General features: G+C 72.5%; 14 protein-coding genes. 8 read left to right on the top strand and 6 right to left on the bottom strand.

The window, feature by feature from the left end:
* Positions 1–107 precede the first annotated feature (107 nt).
* Positions 108–938 carry a L,D-transpeptidase family protein gene (locus tag ACWEN3_RS06260; protein ID WP_452966332.1) on the bottom strand — a complete coding sequence of 277 codons (831 nt, stop codon included), beginning with the start codon at positions 936–938 and terminating at the stop codon, positions 108–110.
* A gap of 80 nt (positions 939–1,018) precedes the next feature.
* Here ACWEN3_RS06260 and ACWEN3_RS06255 point away from each other — a divergent pair, with 80 nt between their 5' ends.
* Together ACWEN3_RS06255 and leuE are read left to right on the top strand one after the other, a co-directional pair.
* Positions 1,019–2,599 (top strand): acyl-CoA mutase large subunit family protein, encoded by a 1,581-nt coding sequence (locus ACWEN3_RS06255; RefSeq protein WP_452966329.1) that lies wholly within the window; start codon positions 1,019–1,021, stop codon positions 2,597–2,599.
* Positions 2,600–2,711: 112 nt separating this feature from the next.
* Positions 2,712–3,362, top strand: a complete 651-nt coding sequence (gene leuE, locus ACWEN3_RS06250) for a leucine efflux protein LeuE (protein WP_452966326.1) — start codon at positions 2,712–2,714, stop codon at positions 3,360–3,362.
* Between the two features lie 7 nt (positions 3,363–3,369).
* On the opposite strand, the gene ACWEN3_RS06245 is transcribed toward leuE, so the two are convergent.
* Complete coding sequence (locus ACWEN3_RS06245; protein WP_452966324.1) at positions 3,370–4,743, bottom strand: FAD-dependent monooxygenase; 1,374 nt, start codon at positions 4,741–4,743, stop codon at positions 3,370–3,372.
* 70 nt (positions 4,744–4,813) lie between these two features.
* On the opposite strand from ACWEN3_RS06245, the gene ACWEN3_RS06240 reads away from it, so the two are divergent.
* Complete coding sequence (locus ACWEN3_RS06240; protein WP_452966323.1) at positions 4,814–5,464, top strand: TetR/AcrR family transcriptional regulator C-terminal domain-containing protein; 651 nt, start codon at positions 4,814–4,816, stop codon at positions 5,462–5,464.
* Between the two features lie 20 nt (positions 5,465–5,484).
* Here ACWEN3_RS06240 and ACWEN3_RS06235 read toward each other — a convergent pair whose 3' ends face one another.
* The 4 genes from ACWEN3_RS06235 to ACWEN3_RS06220 form a co-directional block, all read right to left on the bottom strand.
* A complete protein-coding gene (locus tag ACWEN3_RS06235; protein ID WP_452966321.1) occupies positions 5,485–6,420 on the bottom strand; it encodes a class I SAM-dependent methyltransferase in 936 nt (311 codons plus the stop codon).
* 106 nt (positions 6,421–6,526) lie between these two features.
* Complete coding sequence (locus ACWEN3_RS06230) at positions 6,527–7,693, bottom strand: acyltransferase family protein (RefSeq protein WP_452966319.1); 1,167 nt, start codon at positions 7,691–7,693, stop codon at positions 6,527–6,529.
* Between the two features lie 132 nt (positions 7,694–7,825).
* Positions 7,826–9,160, bottom strand: coding sequence for an alpha-2,8-polysialyltransferase family protein (locus ACWEN3_RS06225; RefSeq protein WP_452966317.1), 1,335 nt, complete (start codon positions 9,158–9,160; stop codon positions 7,826–7,828).
* The gene (locus ACWEN3_RS06220) at positions 9,157–10,134 is read right to left on the bottom strand and encodes a glycosyltransferase family 2 protein (RefSeq protein WP_452966336.1); all 978 of its coding nucleotides are present in this window, start codon (positions 10,132–10,134) and stop codon (positions 9,157–9,159) included. Before ACWEN3_RS06220 ends, ACWEN3_RS06225 begins: the two co-directional genes overlap by 4 nt.
* A gap of 198 nt (positions 10,135–10,332) precedes the next feature.
* Here ACWEN3_RS06220 and ACWEN3_RS06215 point away from each other — a divergent pair, with 198 nt between their 5' ends.
* The 5 genes from ACWEN3_RS06215 (at position 10,333) to ACWEN3_RS06195 (ending at position 15,899) form a co-directional block, all read left to right on the top strand.
* The gene (locus ACWEN3_RS06215; protein ID WP_452966314.1) at positions 10,333–11,652 is read left to right on the top strand and encodes a DUF6716 putative glycosyltransferase; all 1,320 of its coding nucleotides are present in this window, start codon (positions 10,333–10,335) and stop codon (positions 11,650–11,652) included.
* A 23-nt stretch (positions 11,653–11,675) separates the two neighbouring features.
* Positions 11,676–12,914, top strand: a complete 1,239-nt coding sequence (locus ACWEN3_RS06210; RefSeq protein WP_452966311.1) for a cytidylyltransferase domain-containing protein — start codon at positions 11,676–11,678, stop codon at positions 12,912–12,914.
* Positions 12,915–12,927: 13 nt separating this feature from the next.
* Complete coding sequence (locus ACWEN3_RS06205) at positions 12,928–13,866, top strand: N-acetylneuraminate synthase family protein (protein ID WP_452966309.1); 939 nt, start codon at positions 12,928–12,930, stop codon at positions 13,864–13,866.
* A 42-nt stretch (positions 13,867–13,908) separates the two neighbouring features.
* The gene (locus ACWEN3_RS06200) at positions 13,909–15,057 is read left to right on the top strand and encodes a hypothetical protein (protein WP_452966307.1); all 1,149 of its coding nucleotides are present in this window, start codon (positions 13,909–13,911) and stop codon (positions 15,055–15,057) included.
* Positions 15,058–15,203: 146 nt separating this feature from the next.
* The gene (locus ACWEN3_RS06195; protein ID WP_452966304.1) at positions 15,204–15,899 is read left to right on the top strand and encodes an alpha/beta hydrolase; all 696 of its coding nucleotides are present in this window, start codon (positions 15,204–15,206) and stop codon (positions 15,897–15,899) included.
* Position 15,900 lies beyond the last annotated feature (1 nt).

The following is a 15,900-nucleotide window of genomic DNA, read 5'->3' as shown; positions in this document are numbered from 1 at the left end:
GAGCTCGGGCGGACGCGTTCGCTCGCGCACTCGGTCGGGGTGCGCCCCGGTGAGCACCCGGCCGGCGACGAACTGGACGCGATCACCCGGTCCCGCCCGCGCCCCGCTCACCAGTACACGACGACCTTGTCGCCCACCCGCACCTGCGCGAACAGCCGGGCGACCGCCGTCTCGTCCCGGACGTTCACACAGCCGTGCGAGCCGCCCGCGTATCCCCGGGCCGCGAAGTCGTACGAGTAGTGCACCGCCTCGCCGCCGCTGAAGAACATCGCGTAGGGCATCGGCGAGTGATAGAGGGTCGACACGTGGTGGCGTGACTTCCAGTAGACGTGGAACACCCCCTCGCGGGTCGGGGAGTACTGCGTGCCGAAGCGCACGGCCATCGCCGACACGGTCCGCCCGTCGACCATCCAGCGCAGCGTCCGGCTGGTCTTGTTGACGCACAGCACCCGGCCGGTCAGGCAGCGCGGGTCGGGCGCGGCGGCCGGCTGACCGCCCATCAGGTACAGCTCCCAGTGGCCCGGCGGACGGGTCATCGCCAGCAGCCGCTGCCAGGTCACGGTGTCCGTCGTGCCGGTGCGCGGCAGCCCGCGTTTGCCCTGGAAGCCCATGACGGCCCGTTCGGTCGGATCGTCGTACGACCCGGTCGGCCCGTCGAACAGCCAGTCCACCTGGCGCAGCCGCGCCTGAAGTTCCCGCACGCCCGGCCCGCTGTCGCCGCGTGACCACAGCACACGGGGCGCGGCGGCGGCCGTCGGCCGCTGGGCCGTACGGGTGGGTGTGCTGGAGGGGCCGGAGCCCGGGCCGTCCGGGAGCCGGATCCGCACCGGCGACCGGGCCCTGCCGTCGGCGCCCTGCGCCTGCACGGTGCAGCCGCACAGGGCGACGAGGGCGGCGGCCGAGGCGAGTACGGCGGCGGGTCTGCCCGAGTTCCTCATGCCGGGGATGATTCCCGGCGTGACCGCCGCCGAACTACGGGGCATGGTGAGGGGTAACAGGACGTACTGCGGAGGCATCCATGGCGCGTGAGTCGGAGTCGGGACTGCCGATCGAGCCGGTCTACGGGCCGCGTGCCCTGGAGGGCTGGGACCCCGACGGGAAACTGGGGGAGCCGGGGTCGTACCCCTTCACCCGGGGCGTGTACCCCTCGATGTACACCGGCCGTCCCTGGACGATGCGCCAGTACGCGGGCTTCGGTACGGCGGTGGAGTCCAACGCCCGCTACCGGCAGCTGATCGCGCACGGGACGACGGGCCTGTCGGTGGCCTTCGACCTGCCCACCCAGATGGGCCACGACTCCGACGCGCCCCTCGCCCACGGCGAGGTGGGCAAGGTCGGCGTGGCGATCGACTCCGTCGACGACATGCGGGTGCTGTTCGACGGCATCCCGCTGGACCAGGTGTCCACGTCGATGACGATCAACGCCCCCGCGGCGCTGCTGCTGCTCCTGTACCAGCTGGTGGCGGAGGAGCAGGGCGTGCCGGCGGACCGGCTGACCGGCACGATCCAGAACGACGTGCTGAAGGAGTACATCGCGCGCGGGACGTACATTTTCCCGCCGAAGCCGTCCCTGCGGCTGACGGCGGACATCTTCAAGTACTGCACGGCCGAGATCCCGAAGTGGAACACGATCTCGATCTCCGGCTACCACATGGCCGAGGCGGGCGCCTCGCCCGCGCAGGAGATCGCCTTCACCCTCGCCGACGGCATTGAGTACGTGCGCACGGCGGTCGCGGCCGGCATGGACGTGGACGACTTCGCCCCGCGCCTGTCGTTCTTCTTCGTGGCCCGTACGACGCTGCTGGAGGAGGTCGCCAAGTTCCGCGCGGCGCGCCGGATCTGGGCGCGGGTGATGCGGGAGGAGTTCGGCGCGCGGAACCCCAGGTCCCTGATGCTGCGTTTCCACACGCAGACGGCCGGGGTCCAGCTGACGGCCCAGCAGCCTGAGGTGAACCTGGTCCGGGTCGCCGTGCAGGCCCTCGCGGCGGTCCTCGGCGGCACGCAGTCCCTGCACACCAACTCCTTCGACGAGGCGATCGCGCTGCCGACCGACAAGTCCGCGCGCCTGGCCCTGCGCACCCAGCAGGTCCTGGCGTACGAGACGGACGTACCCGCGACGGCCGACCCCTTCGCGGGCTCCTACGCGGTCGAGAAGCTGACCGACGACGTGGAGGAGGCCGCGCTGGACCTGATGCGCAAGGTCGAGGACCTGGGCGGCGCGGTCGCGGCGATCGAGCGGGGCTTCCAGAAGGCCGAGATCGAACGCAACGCCTACCGCATCGCGCAGGAGACCGACTCCGGCGAACGGGTGGTGGTCGGCGTCAACCGCTTCCGGCTGGACGAGGAGGAGCCGTACGAGCCCCTGCGGGTGGACCCCGCCATCGAGGCCCGGCAGGCGGAGCGGCTGGCCGCGCTGAGGGCGGAGCGGGACCAGGCGGCGGTGGACGCGGCGCTGGACGGGCTGAGGAAGGCGGCGGAGGGGGAGGACAACGTCCTGTACCCGATGAAGGAGGCGCTGCGGGCCCGGGCCACGGTGGGCGAGGTGTGCGACGCGCTCCGGGAGGTCTGGGGGAAATACGTGCCCTCGGACGTCTTCTGACCACCCCTGCCGCCCCCTGGTTCCTTCCGGGCGGCTTCGGGGCGGCTTTCCGACGGCGGGGAGCTACCCGCCCCGCACCGGATTGTCGTACCCCCGTGCGACACTCCTTTCCATGTTCGGCGTCATCGACCTCCCCACCTATCTCGCGGGCCTGATCCTGATCGTCCTGCTGCCCGGGCCCAACTCGCTCTACGTCCTCTCCGTCGCCGCGCGGCGCGGGGTGCGGGCGGGCTACACGGCGGCCGCCGGCGTGTGGTGCGGGGACACCGTGCTCATGACGCTGTCCGCCGCCGGGGTCGCCTCCCTGCTGAAGGCCAACGCCGTACTGTTCGGGATCGTGAAGTACGCCGGTGCCGCATACCTGACCTGGCTGGCGATCGGCATGCTGCGGGCCGCCTGGCAGATGTGGCGGACGCGGCGGGAGAAGACCGTGGAAGAGGCCGTGCCCGCCGTGGTCACCGAGGAACGGCCCTACCGCCGGGCGTTCCTCGTCAGCCTCTTCAACCCCAAGGCGATCCTGTTCTTCGTCGCCTTCTTCGTCCAGTTCGTGGACCCGGGCTACGCCTACCCGGCCCTCTCCTTCGTCGTCCTCGGCGCCTTCGCGCAGGCGGCCAGCGTGCTCTACCTCAGCGCGCTGATATTCGGCGGCACCCGCCTGGCCGCCGCCTTCCGGCGCCGTAAGCGCCTGTCGGCGACGGCCACCTCGGCGGCGGGTGCGCTGTTCCTCGGGTTCGCGGTGAAGCTGTCGCTGGCCGGCGCGTAGGACCGGGTCAGAGACCGACCCCGGCCAGATAGGCCCCGAGCCCCTCCGGGCTGTCGCCCACCCAGCCGACGTACCCGTCCGGGCGGACCAGGAAGACGCCCGGGCCGTACGACGCGGGGGCGGCCGGAAGCCCGCGGACGCCCGCGCCGGACGCCTTCGCGCCCAGCAGCGTCCAGTGCGGCCCCCGGAAGGCGTCGAAGAGGCGGACGCCGTCCACCGTGCCGTCGGGCGCGCGGTCGCCCGCCCGGACCCCGTCCGCCGGCTCGGCACGGGTCTCGGCGCTCAGGGACGACTCCCGGTACCCCAGCCCCAGCTGCACCGTGGCCCGCCCCCTGCGCACCTCGCCCCGGTGCACCCCGGTCGACAGCTCCAGCATGGCCGCGGCGTTCGCCCGCCGCTCCTCCTCGTAGGTGTCCAGCAACTCCTCCGGCGCCCCATCCCGCAGGACCGCGCCCAGCTTCCAGCCCAGGTTGTAGGCGTCCTGCACGCTGGTGTTCAGGCCCTGCCCGCCGGCCGGCGAGTGCACGTGCGCCGCGTCGCCCGCGAGGAACACCCGGCCCACCCGGAACCGGTCCGCGAGGGCCGCCCTCGGCCGGAAGTCGGACGCCCAGCGCACCTCCTTCACATCCGCGGCGTTCAGGTGCGTGCGGGCGGCGACCAGCTTGCGGACGCCGTCGGGGGACAGGTCGGGCTCGGTGCCCTCCGGAAGGCGCGCCGCCAGCTGGAAGTCCTCGGTGCCGGCCAGCGGGCACAGCCCGAGGACGCTGCCGTCGTCCTCTGGGAAAGCGTGCCAGTGGTTCCGGTCCAGGCCGTTCAGCCGCAGGTCCGCCACCACGAACGGTGCCGGGTCCACCGTCTCCCCGGTCATGCCGACGCCCAGGGCCCGCCGGATCACCGAGCGGCCGCCGTCGGCCGCGACCACGTACCGCGCGCGGACCGCCGTACCGTCCGCGAACTCCACCTCCGCCCCCTGCGCGTCCTGGGTCAGGCCGGTCACCTCGCGCCCGAAGGCGACCCGTCCGCCGAGCTCCACCAGGCGCGCGTGGAGCACCTCCTGCGTGCGCCACTGCGGGATCATCCGCGGCTCGGGGTACGGCGTGCCCTCGTCCGCCGGCACCTTCTCGAACACGCTCTCCTCGCCGAGCCGTTCGCCGTCCCGCCAGATCATCCGGTCCGGATAGGGCCCGCTCGCCGCGCGGATCGCCTCGACGACCCCGAGGTCGTCGAAGACCTCCTGGGTGCGGGGCTGGATCCCCTTGCCGCGCGAGCCGGGGAACAGGCCGGCGGACCGCTCCACCACCAGCGCCTCCACGCCACGCCGGGCCAGGTCGATGCCGAGGGTGAGCCCGGTGGGGCCGGCCCCCACGATCACGACGTCCATCACCGTCTCCTTAACGTTGTTAAGTCCCGTTGCCCACGAGCGTGCCCTTAACGCTGTTAAGCTGTCAAGCGTGAGTACGGAACGAAGGGCGCCCCTGGACCGCGGGCGGGTCGCCGGCACCGCGCTGCGGCTGCTGAACGAGGTCGGCCTCGACGGGCTGACGCTGCGTGCCATCGCGAAGGAACTGGACGTCAAGGCGCCCGCCCTGTACTGGCACTTCAAGGACAAGCAGGCGCTGCTGGACGAGATGGCGATGGAGATGTACCGGCGGATGGTGGCCGGCACCGCACTCGATCCGGCGGACGGCTGGCAGGAGCGGCTGCTGAAGGTGAACCGCGGACTGCGGGCCGCCCTGCTCGGCTACCGCGACGGCGCGAAGGTCTTCAGCGGCTCACGCTTCACGGGCACCGACCACGCCCCCGAACTGGAGGCGAACCTGCGGCTGCTGACGGACGCGGGCCTGACCCTCGCGCAGGCGGTCGACGCGGGCCGCACGGCGAACGCGTACACCATCGGCTTCGTCACCGAGGAACAGGGCATGCGGCCCCTCCCGGAACGGCCCCGGGAGGGGCTGGACATCGCCGAACGCGCCCGGCGCCTGGCCGGCTACCCGCTCGCGGCGGCGGCCGGCGGGCTGCTCTTCGACGACTACGACCGCCAGTTCGAGGAGGGACTGGCGGTCGTGGTCGCGGGCGTCGGGGCGCGGTACGGGCTGGGGTGATGCCCCGGCCCGGGGCAGGGCTAGCGCCTGGCGGCGCGGGCGTTGCGGATCGCGCGGGTGACGACCGGCGGGAGCAGGTCGACGGCGACCCGGCGGGCCCGGGCCGCGCCCCGGCGCGGCGCGGGGCGGACCGGTGACGGCGCGGGAGCGGGCGCCGCGGCCTCCCGCGGCGCCGCCACGGGCTCCTCGGGGGCGTCCGCGTGCTTGGACGGCGGGAACTCCGGCGCCCGCATGTTCTTCGACTTCAGCCGGATGATCCGGTGCCCGGCGGCCTCCTGGATGCTCAGATGGCAGTCGGACCGCTCCCGCGCCATCGCCAGCAGCTCCTCCTGGACCGGCTCCGGGTCGTCCCAGGTGCCGTACAGCTTCTGCGTGCTCAGGCAGACCGGATGGAGACCGCGGTTCAGCACGGCCTCCCAGGCGGCTATGGAGACCCCCGGGGTGTGCTCGGAGCGGAAGTCGTCCAGGACGACGATGCCGTCCGGCAGCAGCAGATCGTGGGCGGCCCCGATGTCGCCGTGCACATGCTCGTACAGGTGCGAGGCGTCGACGTGCACGAACCGGCAGGAGCGCGGCTCGACCTCGGCGGGCACCAGCGAGCTGGGCCCCTGGAGCACGCGGGGCAGCTCGTCGTGGAAGGAGAGGTAGTTCTCCTCGAACACGCGCCGGGTCAGCGCGCTGTACGACTTGGTCGACTCGGCCCGGTTGGCGTCGTCCGGGGCGTCGCCCTCGAACAGGTCGCACACGGTGTACTTCTCGCCGGGCTGCTGGTGGCGGCCGACGAAGATCGCGCTCTTGCCCATGTAGACCCCGACTTCCAGCAGATCACCCCCCATCCCCGCGGTTTCCTGCCGGTTCAGGAACCAGTCGAAGAGCACCTGGTCGAGCACCGGGAACCAGCCGGGCACGTCGTCGAGGCGGCGGGGCGGTCGCTTCGTTTCCTGGATCGTGGCCATACGGGGTGGGCGCTCCCTCGGTGCGGCGACAGTCTGTGGGATCCCTGCGGGATGCCTGTGGGACACGGGCGGCAAGGGCTCCACGGTGCCTGCCCGAGGGGCTGGTTCAAAACCCAATGCGAGATGAACTGCTGTCCAATTTCCTCCCCTTGAGCGCCCGCTTCAGCCGTGGGCCGAGCGGCCTCTCCACGAAGCGGTGGATCAGCCAGGCCAGCAGCAGCATGCTCAGGACGGTCACGCCGAGCGTCGGCCACGGCGGCAGACCGAGCCCCCGGTGCAGCACCCGGATGACGAACCAGCCCAGGTGCTCGTGGACCAGGTAGAACGGGTACGTCAGCGCGCCGGCCGTCACCAGCCACGGCCAGGAGGCCCGGCGCGTCCACCCCAGCGCCACCGCGGCCACGGCGGCGAAGGCGAGGGTGACGATGCCCACGACGACGTACGGGTCGCGGTGGAGGCCGCCGTGGGCGCCGGCGTGCCACAGCCCGCGCGTGGCGTCGCTCTGCCCGAGCAGCCAGGACATGGCGACGATGCCCCAGAGCAGCAGGTTCCCGCCGAAGCGGTGGATCAGGTAGAGGGCGAGACCGCCGACGAAGTAGGGCGCGTACTCGGGAATGAGCACCTGCTCGGTCAGCGGGCCGCCGGACGTGCGGCACACCACCGCCGCCAGCGTCCACACACAGCAGAACAGCACTACCCTGCGGTACGTGACGCCCCGCAGCACGACGAACACGGCGAACAGGGCGTAGAAGCGCACCTCGACCCAGAGCGTCCAGCACACGCCGAGCACCCGCGTGGCGCCCATCGGCTGCTGCAGCATCGTCAGGTTGACCAGGAACTCGTCGAGGCGGACCGGGTGGACGACGACGGGCAGGGCGAAGGCCGCCGCGGTGACCAGGACCAGGGCGACCCAGTAGGCGGGATACAGACGGGCGACACGGGAGCGGAGGAAGTCGCCCGGAGTGCGGCCCCAGCTGCTCATGCAGATCACGAAACCACTGATGACGAAGAAGAACTGCACGCCCAGACAGCCGTACGTGGCCGCCCGGGACAGCACCGGGAAGACCTGGGCCGGGTTCCGGTGCCAGGACGCGGAGACCGTGCCGCCGCGTCCGGCGTAGTGGTAGAGGCAGACCATCAGAGCGGCCACGAGCCGCAGACCGTCCAGGGCGGGCAGGCGGCCCGGACGACCGCCGGGGGCGGAGGAGACGCGAGCCGCCCCGGGCGCGGAGGGGGCGGGAACGGCGGGGAGGGTGGGGGATGAAGCAGTCATGGTGTTCGGCACCTACCAGGACGGCCGGCGCTCGGCTCGGCCGATTGTGGGAAAGGATCGGAAATGTGCCAGGGGTTGCGCTGACGTCCGGGTGAACGGGAAGAGGCGGACCCGGTGATGGGTCCGCCCCCGTCAGCGCCGCGCCGACCGGCCCAGGCTGCGGGCCTTCTTCGCCACCCTGCGCACCGTCGCGTTGCGCGGGATGAACGCCAGCTGGGCGGGCACCCCGCCGGGCAGCGCGAGGGAGGTCAGACGCCTGCGCTTGAAGTAGCGCGAGGTCTGCCGGCCGAGGTTCTCCGTGAGCCAGGCCTCGGCCTCCGCGCGCAGCCCCGGCAGGATCTTCGGCTGCATCGCGAAGCCCACCGCACGCACCAGCGCGCCCAGCGCCTCCACCTCCATGCCCCGGCGCTGCCCGGTGACCGCGGCAGGGTCGCCCAGCTCGGGCAGCAGGGCGTCCACGACGGTGACCGGGACCCGGTTGCTGTTCTCGTACGGCGTCAGACGCTCGAGCAGCAGCTCGGTGCCCAGCCGGGCGACGGGGAGGCCGTAGAGCGCGGAGGCGGTGAGCAGGGCCGTGGAGAAGCAGCCGACGACCAGCGCGGGACGCATCCGCTGGTACAGCACCTCGGCGAGGACGGGCGTGTCGAGGACGGTCAGCTCGGCCCCGAGCCGCTCCGCCTCCTGCTCCAGCGAGCGGGTGAAGCGGGCCGGTGCCGTGGGGTGCGGCTTGAACACCACCCTGGTGTGGCCGAGGGCGACCGCGCCCCTCAGCATCCGCACGTGCAGGTCCTCCTCCTGCTCGGCGGTGAGGATCTCCAGGGCCGACAGGTACTGGCCGAGCAGCAGCGCGGGCTCCTCGACCTCCGGCAGCTCCACGGAGACCGGCGCGAGTTCGGCGAGCACCTTGGTGAAGGCGGGGGTCGGCACGATCTCGCCGGGCACGCCGAACTCGGTGAGCAGCAGCGGCTCCAGGCCGGGCACCAGGTCCAGGTGGAGCACGCGGTCCACACGGATGCCGACCAGCGGGTCGATCTTGTTGCGGGTCGGGCCGTAGCTCATCAGACCGTCGGCGTAGACCGTGACCGGGGCGCCGTTGAAGATCTGCGCGAGCGCCAGGGACGGGTTGACCTGGATCGACTCCACCGCCAACTCGACGTCCTCGTCCCCGAGTTGCCACTCGTGGCGCAGGAAGCGTTCCCACAGCGGCATGTCGTCCACGCGGGGCGCCCAGCCGCCCGGGTGGAACGGGGAGATGGTCTCGTTGTACGAGATCACGTCGTCGAACCGGTCGCGCAGCCTCTCGAAGCCGGGCGTCTCGTCCAGGCCCGGCGTGGTCTCGGGAGTGACCGCGTTGTTGCAGACCAGCAGGATCCGCCGGTCGGCCGGGCGGAAGCAGCCGGAGTCCAGGGCGGCGGCGAGCGTGGCCGTGCCGTACAGCGTCGACGCCTGGAAGATCTGGGTGGTCACGCGGCGGCTCCCGCGGGGGCGGGACGGCGGCGCAGCCGGCGCAGCTTGGAGGCGCGCTGGATGTCCATGGAGTCCAGCGCGTCGTCCAGCACGTCCTGCGGCATGCGGCGCAGTGCCGCGGCACTCAGGGATTTCAGTTTCTTCGCCACCGCGGGCTCGAACCTTTCGATGGATCCCAGATGATGGGAAATGATGGCGCAATAGGTACGGACGGCCTTGGGCAGCAACGCGTCCGCATCCGGGTCCCCGGCGGTTTCCGCGACGACCTGATCGAAGGCGCGAATGAAATCGAGCTGCCGCACGTCACCGATCTGGGTGAGCGACGAGGCGACCCCGCGCCGGTAGAACACGCCGAGCAGACTCACCGCGGCGAAGGATTCTGCCTCCCGGTGCAGCCTCCAGATCCAGGGCCGGTCCTCGGCCGTGCGCAGCCCGTCGGTGAAGTGCAGCAGGCCCTTGTCCACCAGCCGGCGGTGGTAGATCCCCGCCCAGGCGTACGCGTAGTCCACGGAGGTGGACCGGTCGGCGGGCAGGATCGCCTCCCGCGGGTTCATCACCACGTTCCGCCGGCCGACCGGCACCCGGTGAACGGCGCGCGCCCGCCCGGTGCACTGCACATGGTCGGTGCGCAGGAAGTCGCAGCCCAGTTCGTCCATGGCGGAGACCAGCTGCGGGAAGTAGCCCGGGGCGAGCCAGTCGTCGCCGTCCAGGAAGGTCAGGTACTCGCCGCGCGCCCGGTCGATACCGGTGTTGCGCGCGGTCGCCAGCCCTCCGTTCTGCTCGTGCCGGACGTGGACGGCCCCAGGCAGCTCGCGCTCCGCGCGCGCGAGAATCTCTGGCGTCCCGTCGCGGGAACAGTCGTCGACGAGAATGAATTCGAAGTCCTCACGCGCGTTCGCCTTCAGGCTGATGAGGGTGTCGGGCGCGTATTGCTGCACGTTGTAGAACGGCACGATGACGGAGAGCTTGACCACGCCAGGGACGTTAGGGCGAAGCCCGTCATTCGTCTTGACGCCTTGCTTGATGCTGGGTGAACGACGCGTGGCGAAGCTGTGAACCGGGCTTTTTCCATAGGCGTTCACGGGCCGATTCGTCATTCGGCGATGTGCTGTTAACCGTTTGTTGCATTCCGGTTGGGCGGAACCTCGGAATGGCTTCCTAGCGTCTTCGGCGTGCCAGCAAGTGCAACGAAGTCCCTGCGGGTCGCCGTCCTGGCGGACTCCGACACCCGGTGGAAGTGGGGCGCGCTCACCGCGCAGCGCCTCACTCCGGCGGATGCCGAGGTCCGGCTCGACGGTTACCTCCTGCGGGGCCGCGCCACCCCGACCGCCCGCCAGCTCAAGGAAGTCGGCGTCCAGGCGGACTCCCTCCGTGAGGTCACCGGCGTCGAGTTCCTGCGCGAGATGAGCGCGGCCACCGAGGACCGGTACGACCTGCTCGTCCTCGCGCTGGTCGGCGGCGGAGTGCAGGCAATGCTGCACGGCCTCCGGAACGTGTGGGGCTCCGGCCGGCGCCCCGTCGTCGTCACCGGATACGTCGGCGTCGTCTACGAGAAGCTCGCCGACGGGCTGCTGCTGCGGCACGGCGCGGACCTGGTCCTCGCCAACTCCCGCCACGACGCGGACCGGTTCCGGGCCGTGTACGAGGGGGTGGGCGCCGACGCCTCCTCGGTCACCGAGGTCGCGCTGCCCTTCCTCGGCGGGGCGCCGTACACCGGTGAACACGACCCCTACACCGTGGTGTTCGCGGCCCAGCCGTCCGTGCCGGACAGCCGCAAGGACCGCACCTACCTGCTGGACCGCCTCATCGGGCACGCCCGGCGGCACCCCGAGCGCGAGGTGCTGCTCAAGCTGCGCTCCAAGCCCGGCGAGCACACCACCCACATCGAGGAACTGCCGTACCAGAAGCTGGCGCAGGGCAGGGACCTGCCCACCAACTTCCGCCTGGTGTACGGGCACATGGGCGAGGTGCTGGACCGGACCGACCTGCTGGTCACGGTCAGCTCCACGGCCGCCCTGGAGGCCCTGCACCGCCGCGTCCCCACGGTCGTCCTGACCGACCTCGGGGTGCGCGAGGTGCTCGGCAACCACCACTTCACCGGCTCCGGGTGCCTCGCCTCCTGGGACCAGCTCGACGCCGGCCACCGGCCGGCGCCGGACGAGGAGTGGGTGGCCCGGCAGGGCGTCGCGGCCGACGGTTCGTACGCGGGCGCCTTCGACGCGGCCCGCGAGCGCATCGCCGGGCTGCTGGAACGACCGGGCGGCCTGCCGCCCCTGAACCCCTACTACACCCCCGAGACCGCGCCCGGCTATCTGCCCGGCATCCTCGCGCGCCACCACCTCGGCCCCGACGGCGCCCCGCTGCCCGGCGCGCCCGTGGCCGACAAGGCGCCCGGACCGGTCCGCCAGATCGTGCGCCGGGCCGCGCGCGGCGCCTACCGCCACGGTGTCCAGCGGGTCGCCCCGGTGATCCGGCGGATGGGGGAGCTGTGACCTCTCTCCAAGGAGTAGACCCCATGTCCAACCCGGAAGCGGGCCAGGGCGCCTCGGTGCCCCGGGTGCTCGCGGTGATCCCCGCGCGCGGCGGCTCCAAGGGCGTACCGGCGAAGAACCTCGCCCCCGTCGGCGGTGTCCCGCTGGTGGCGCGGGCGGTGCGCGAGTGCCGCGCGGCCCGGCTCGTCACCGACGTCGTCGTGACCCCCGACGACCAGGCCACCGCCGCCGCCGCGCGGCAGGCCGGCGCCGAGGTCGTGCTGCGGCCGGCCGCCATCGCCGGGGACACGGCCACCTCGGAGGCCGCGGTCCTGCACGCCATGGACGTCCACGAGGCGCTGCACGGAGCGGCGGTCGACGCGGTGCTCCTTGTGCAGTGCACCAGCCCCTTCCTCCTCCGTGAGGACGTCGACGGGGTCGCGGCGGCCGTCGTCGAGAACGGCGCCGACACGGCCGTGACCGTCGCCCCCTTCCACGGCTTCGTCTGGCGGGACGGCGAGGACGCCGCCGACGCGGTGGACGGCGGCTTCGGCGTCAACCACGACAAGTCCTTCCGCCCCCGCCGCCAGGACCGCCCCCAGGACCTGCTGGAGACCGGCGCCGCCTACGCGATGGACGCGGCCGGCTTCCGCGCGCACCGGCACCGCTTCTTCGGCCGCACCGAGCTGGTGCGCACCGACCCCGCGCGCGTGCTGGAGATCGACGACCCGCACGACCTGGCGCGGGCCCGGGCCCTGGCCCCCCTGTTCGACGCGGACCGCCCCGGTTCGCTGCCGACCGCCGAGGACGTGGACGCGGTCGTACTGGACTTCGACGGCACCCAGACCGACGACCGGGTGCTGATCGACTCCGAGGGACGGGAGTTCGTCTCCGTGCACCGCGGCGACGGACTCGGCATCGCGGCCCTGCGCAAGAGCGGCCTGAAGATGCTGATCCTGTCCACGGAACAGAACCCGGTGGTCGCCGCCCGCGCCCGGAAGCTGAAGCTCCCGGTGCTGCACGGCATCGACCGCAAGGACCTCGCGCTGAAGCAGTGGTGCGAGGAGCAGGGCATCGCGCCGGAGCGCGTGCTCTACGTCGGCAACGACGTCAACGACCTCCCGTGCTTCGCCCTCGTCGGCTGGCCCGTGGCGGTCGCGAGCGCCCACGACGTCGTACGCGGCGCCGCACGCGCGGTCACCACCGTCCCCGGCGGTGACGGCGCGATCCGAGAGATCGCCAGCTGGATCCTCGGCCCCTCTCTCGATTCCCTCCCCAAGTAAGGAAATCTCCCCCATGAGCAGCAACTCCCGCATCCGTGCCTTCGGTTCGCGCGAGGTCGGCCCCGGCCACCCCGTCTACATCTGCGGCGAGATCGGCATCAACCACAACGGTGAGCTGGAGAACGCGTTCAAGCTGATCGACGTGGCCGCCGAGGCGGGCTGCGACGCGGTCAAGTTCCAGAAGCGCACCCCGGAGATCTGCACCCCTCGCGACCAGTGGGACATCGAGCGCGACACCCCCTGGGGCCGGATGACCTACATCGACTACCGCCACCGCGTGGAGTTCGGTGAGGACGAGTACCGCCAGATCGACGAGTACTGCAAGGAGAAGGGCATCGCCTGGTTCGCCTCCCCGTGGGACACCGAGGCCGTCGCCTTCCTGGAGAAGTTCGACGTCCCCGCCCACAAGGTGGCCTCGGCCTCCCTCACCGACGACGAGCTGCTGCGTGCCCTGCGCGCCACCGGCCGCGCGGTCATCCTCTCCACCGGCATGTCGACCCCGAAGCAGATCCGCCACGCGGTCGAGGTCCTGGGCAGCGACAACATCCTCATGTGCCACGCCACCTCCACCTACCCGGCCAAGGCCGAGGAGCTGAACCTCCGCGTGATCAACACGCTGGAGAAGGAGTACCCGAACGTCCCGATCGGCTACTCCGGCCACGAGACCGGCCTGCAGACCACCCTCGCCGCGGTCGCGCTCGGGGCGACCTTCGTCGAGCGTCACATCACCCTCGACCGCGCCATGTGGGGCTCCGACCAGGCCGCCTCCGTGGAGCCGCAGGGCCTCACGCGCCTCGTCCGCGACATCCGCACCATCGAGGCCTCCCTCGGTGACGGCGTCAAGAAGGTCTACGACTCCGAGCTCGGCCCGATGAAGAAGCTGCGCCGTGTCACGGGCGTCGTCGCCGAGGCGGAGATCGCGGCGGCCGCGGGCGAGCCCGTCGCGGTCTGACCCGGCCTTCTGAGCCCCTTACGACGGGACGGTCGTACGCCGATGAGCCCCCGCGCCGGTCGAGCCGGCCACCCTCCCCGCACGCTCGCCTTCGTGGAGAGCCCGGTCCAGCTGCTGAACCTGCTGGAGTGGGCCCATCTGCACGGACTGCGCGGCGCCGAGCCGGACCCGCTGCCGTCCGTGCCCGCGCAGGTGCGGCGGACGGTGGGCGGCGACACGCCACCGGCCGGCGCGGACCTCACGGTCGTCGTCCTCGCCCCGACCGACCCCATGACCCGGGGCCAGCTGCGCCGCATGGCGGACCTGGCACGGGACGAGGGGTACCGGGTGCGCTGGGAGGAGGCGCGGGGCGGCCCGGCCGCGCCGTTCGCCACCATCGGCGGCCTGGCGGGCGCGCTGCGCCGGGCGGACCGCATCGTCATGGGGGACCCGTTCTCCCGCTATGTGCAGCTGCTGCTGACCATCACCAGCGCGAAGGACCTGGTCGTGGTCGACGACGGCACGGCGACGATGGAGTTCGTCGCCCAGCTGGCCCGCGGTGAGCGCCTGGTGCGCTGGCACCGCAAGGGCGGCCGCCCCGGCGCCCGGGACCTGCTGTTCGCCCCGGTGTCCTCCTCGGCCCGCCGCCGGCTGACGCCCAGCGAGCGCCGCCGGGTGGAGGTCTTCTCCTCCATGCCGGTGACGGAGACCCCGGAGGGCGTCACGGTCACCGCCAACGACTTCTCCTGGACCCGGGCCCGCTTCGGGCCCCCGCGCATCACCAAGGGCGCGGACATGGTCGGCACGTCCCTGGTCGAGACGGGGGTGGTGGACGGCGACCGCTACCTGGACGCCGTCCGCAACCTGGCCAAGGCCCACGGGGCGACGCGCTACTTCGCCCACCGTCGGGAGAGCGCGGAGAAGCTGCACCGGCTGGCCGCGGAGACGGGCCTGGAGATCGTCCGCCCGGACCTCCCGCTGGAGCTGATCGCCCGCCGCGGCCCCATCGGCCGCACCGTCCTCAGCTTCCCGTCGACGGTCGTCCACACCCTGCCGCTGGCCCTGGTGGGCACGGGTGTGCGGGTGGCGGTCTGCGACATCGACCCCAGCTGGCTGACGGAGACCGCGTCCCCCCGCGCGCAGGGGTTCCTGTCCGGCGTCACGGGGACGGCACGGGACGTGCACCGGCTGACCGCCGTGAGCTTCGCCTGAGGGCCGTCCCGGGCCGGTGCGCGCGGAGGACGCTCAAGTCCCTTCGGGAAACGGCTCTTTCAGAGTCTCGGCGAAGAGGGAGGCGCCGGCTCTGCCGTGAGCAGAGACCCTCGCGCCCGTCACCCCGCGGGCGGCAGGATCGTCGCATGGAGCCGGTATTCGTTCTTGTGCACAGTCCGTCCGTGGGCCCCTCGACCTGGCTGCCCGTGGCCGGGCGTCTTCAGGCGGCGGGACACGAGGTGCTGGTGCCGTCGCTGCTGTCCGTGGGCGCCGGTGAGCCGCCCTTCTGGCCCCGCGCCGTGCACGCCGTCCGCGAGGAACTGCGGCACCTCCCCGCCGGAAGACCCGTCACACTCGTGGCGCACAGCAACGCGGGGCTGTTCCTCCCGGTGATCCGCGCGGGCCTCGACCGGCCGGTGAGCGCCTCGGTCTTCGTCGACGCCGCCGTGCCGGCCCGGGCCGGAGCGACCCCCGTCGCCCCGCCCGAGCTGCTCGACCTCCTCAGGCCGATGGCCGTGAACGGCCGGCTGCCCCGCTGGACCGACTGGTGGGACGAGGCGGACGTCGCCCCCATGTTCCGCGACCCGGAGGTACGGCGGACCGTCGTCGCGGAGCAGCCCAGGCTGCCCCTGTCCTACTACGAGCAGCACATCCCGGTCCCGGACGGCTGGGAGGACCACCCCTGCTCGTATCTGCTGTTCGGGCCGCCGTACGAGGACTGCGCCGCCGAGGCGCGCGCACGCGGCTGGCGGGTGGCGCACCTGCCCGGCGAGCACCTCCACCAGACCGTCGACCCCGCCGGCACGGCCCGGCGCCTCGCCGAACTCGCCACCGCGCCCTGAC

The sequence above is a fragment of the Streptomyces sp. NPDC004561 genome, assembly GCF_053602155.1.
Note: the sequence above shows the minus strand (reverse complement) of the source record. Positions and strands in the feature narration are given on the sequence as shown.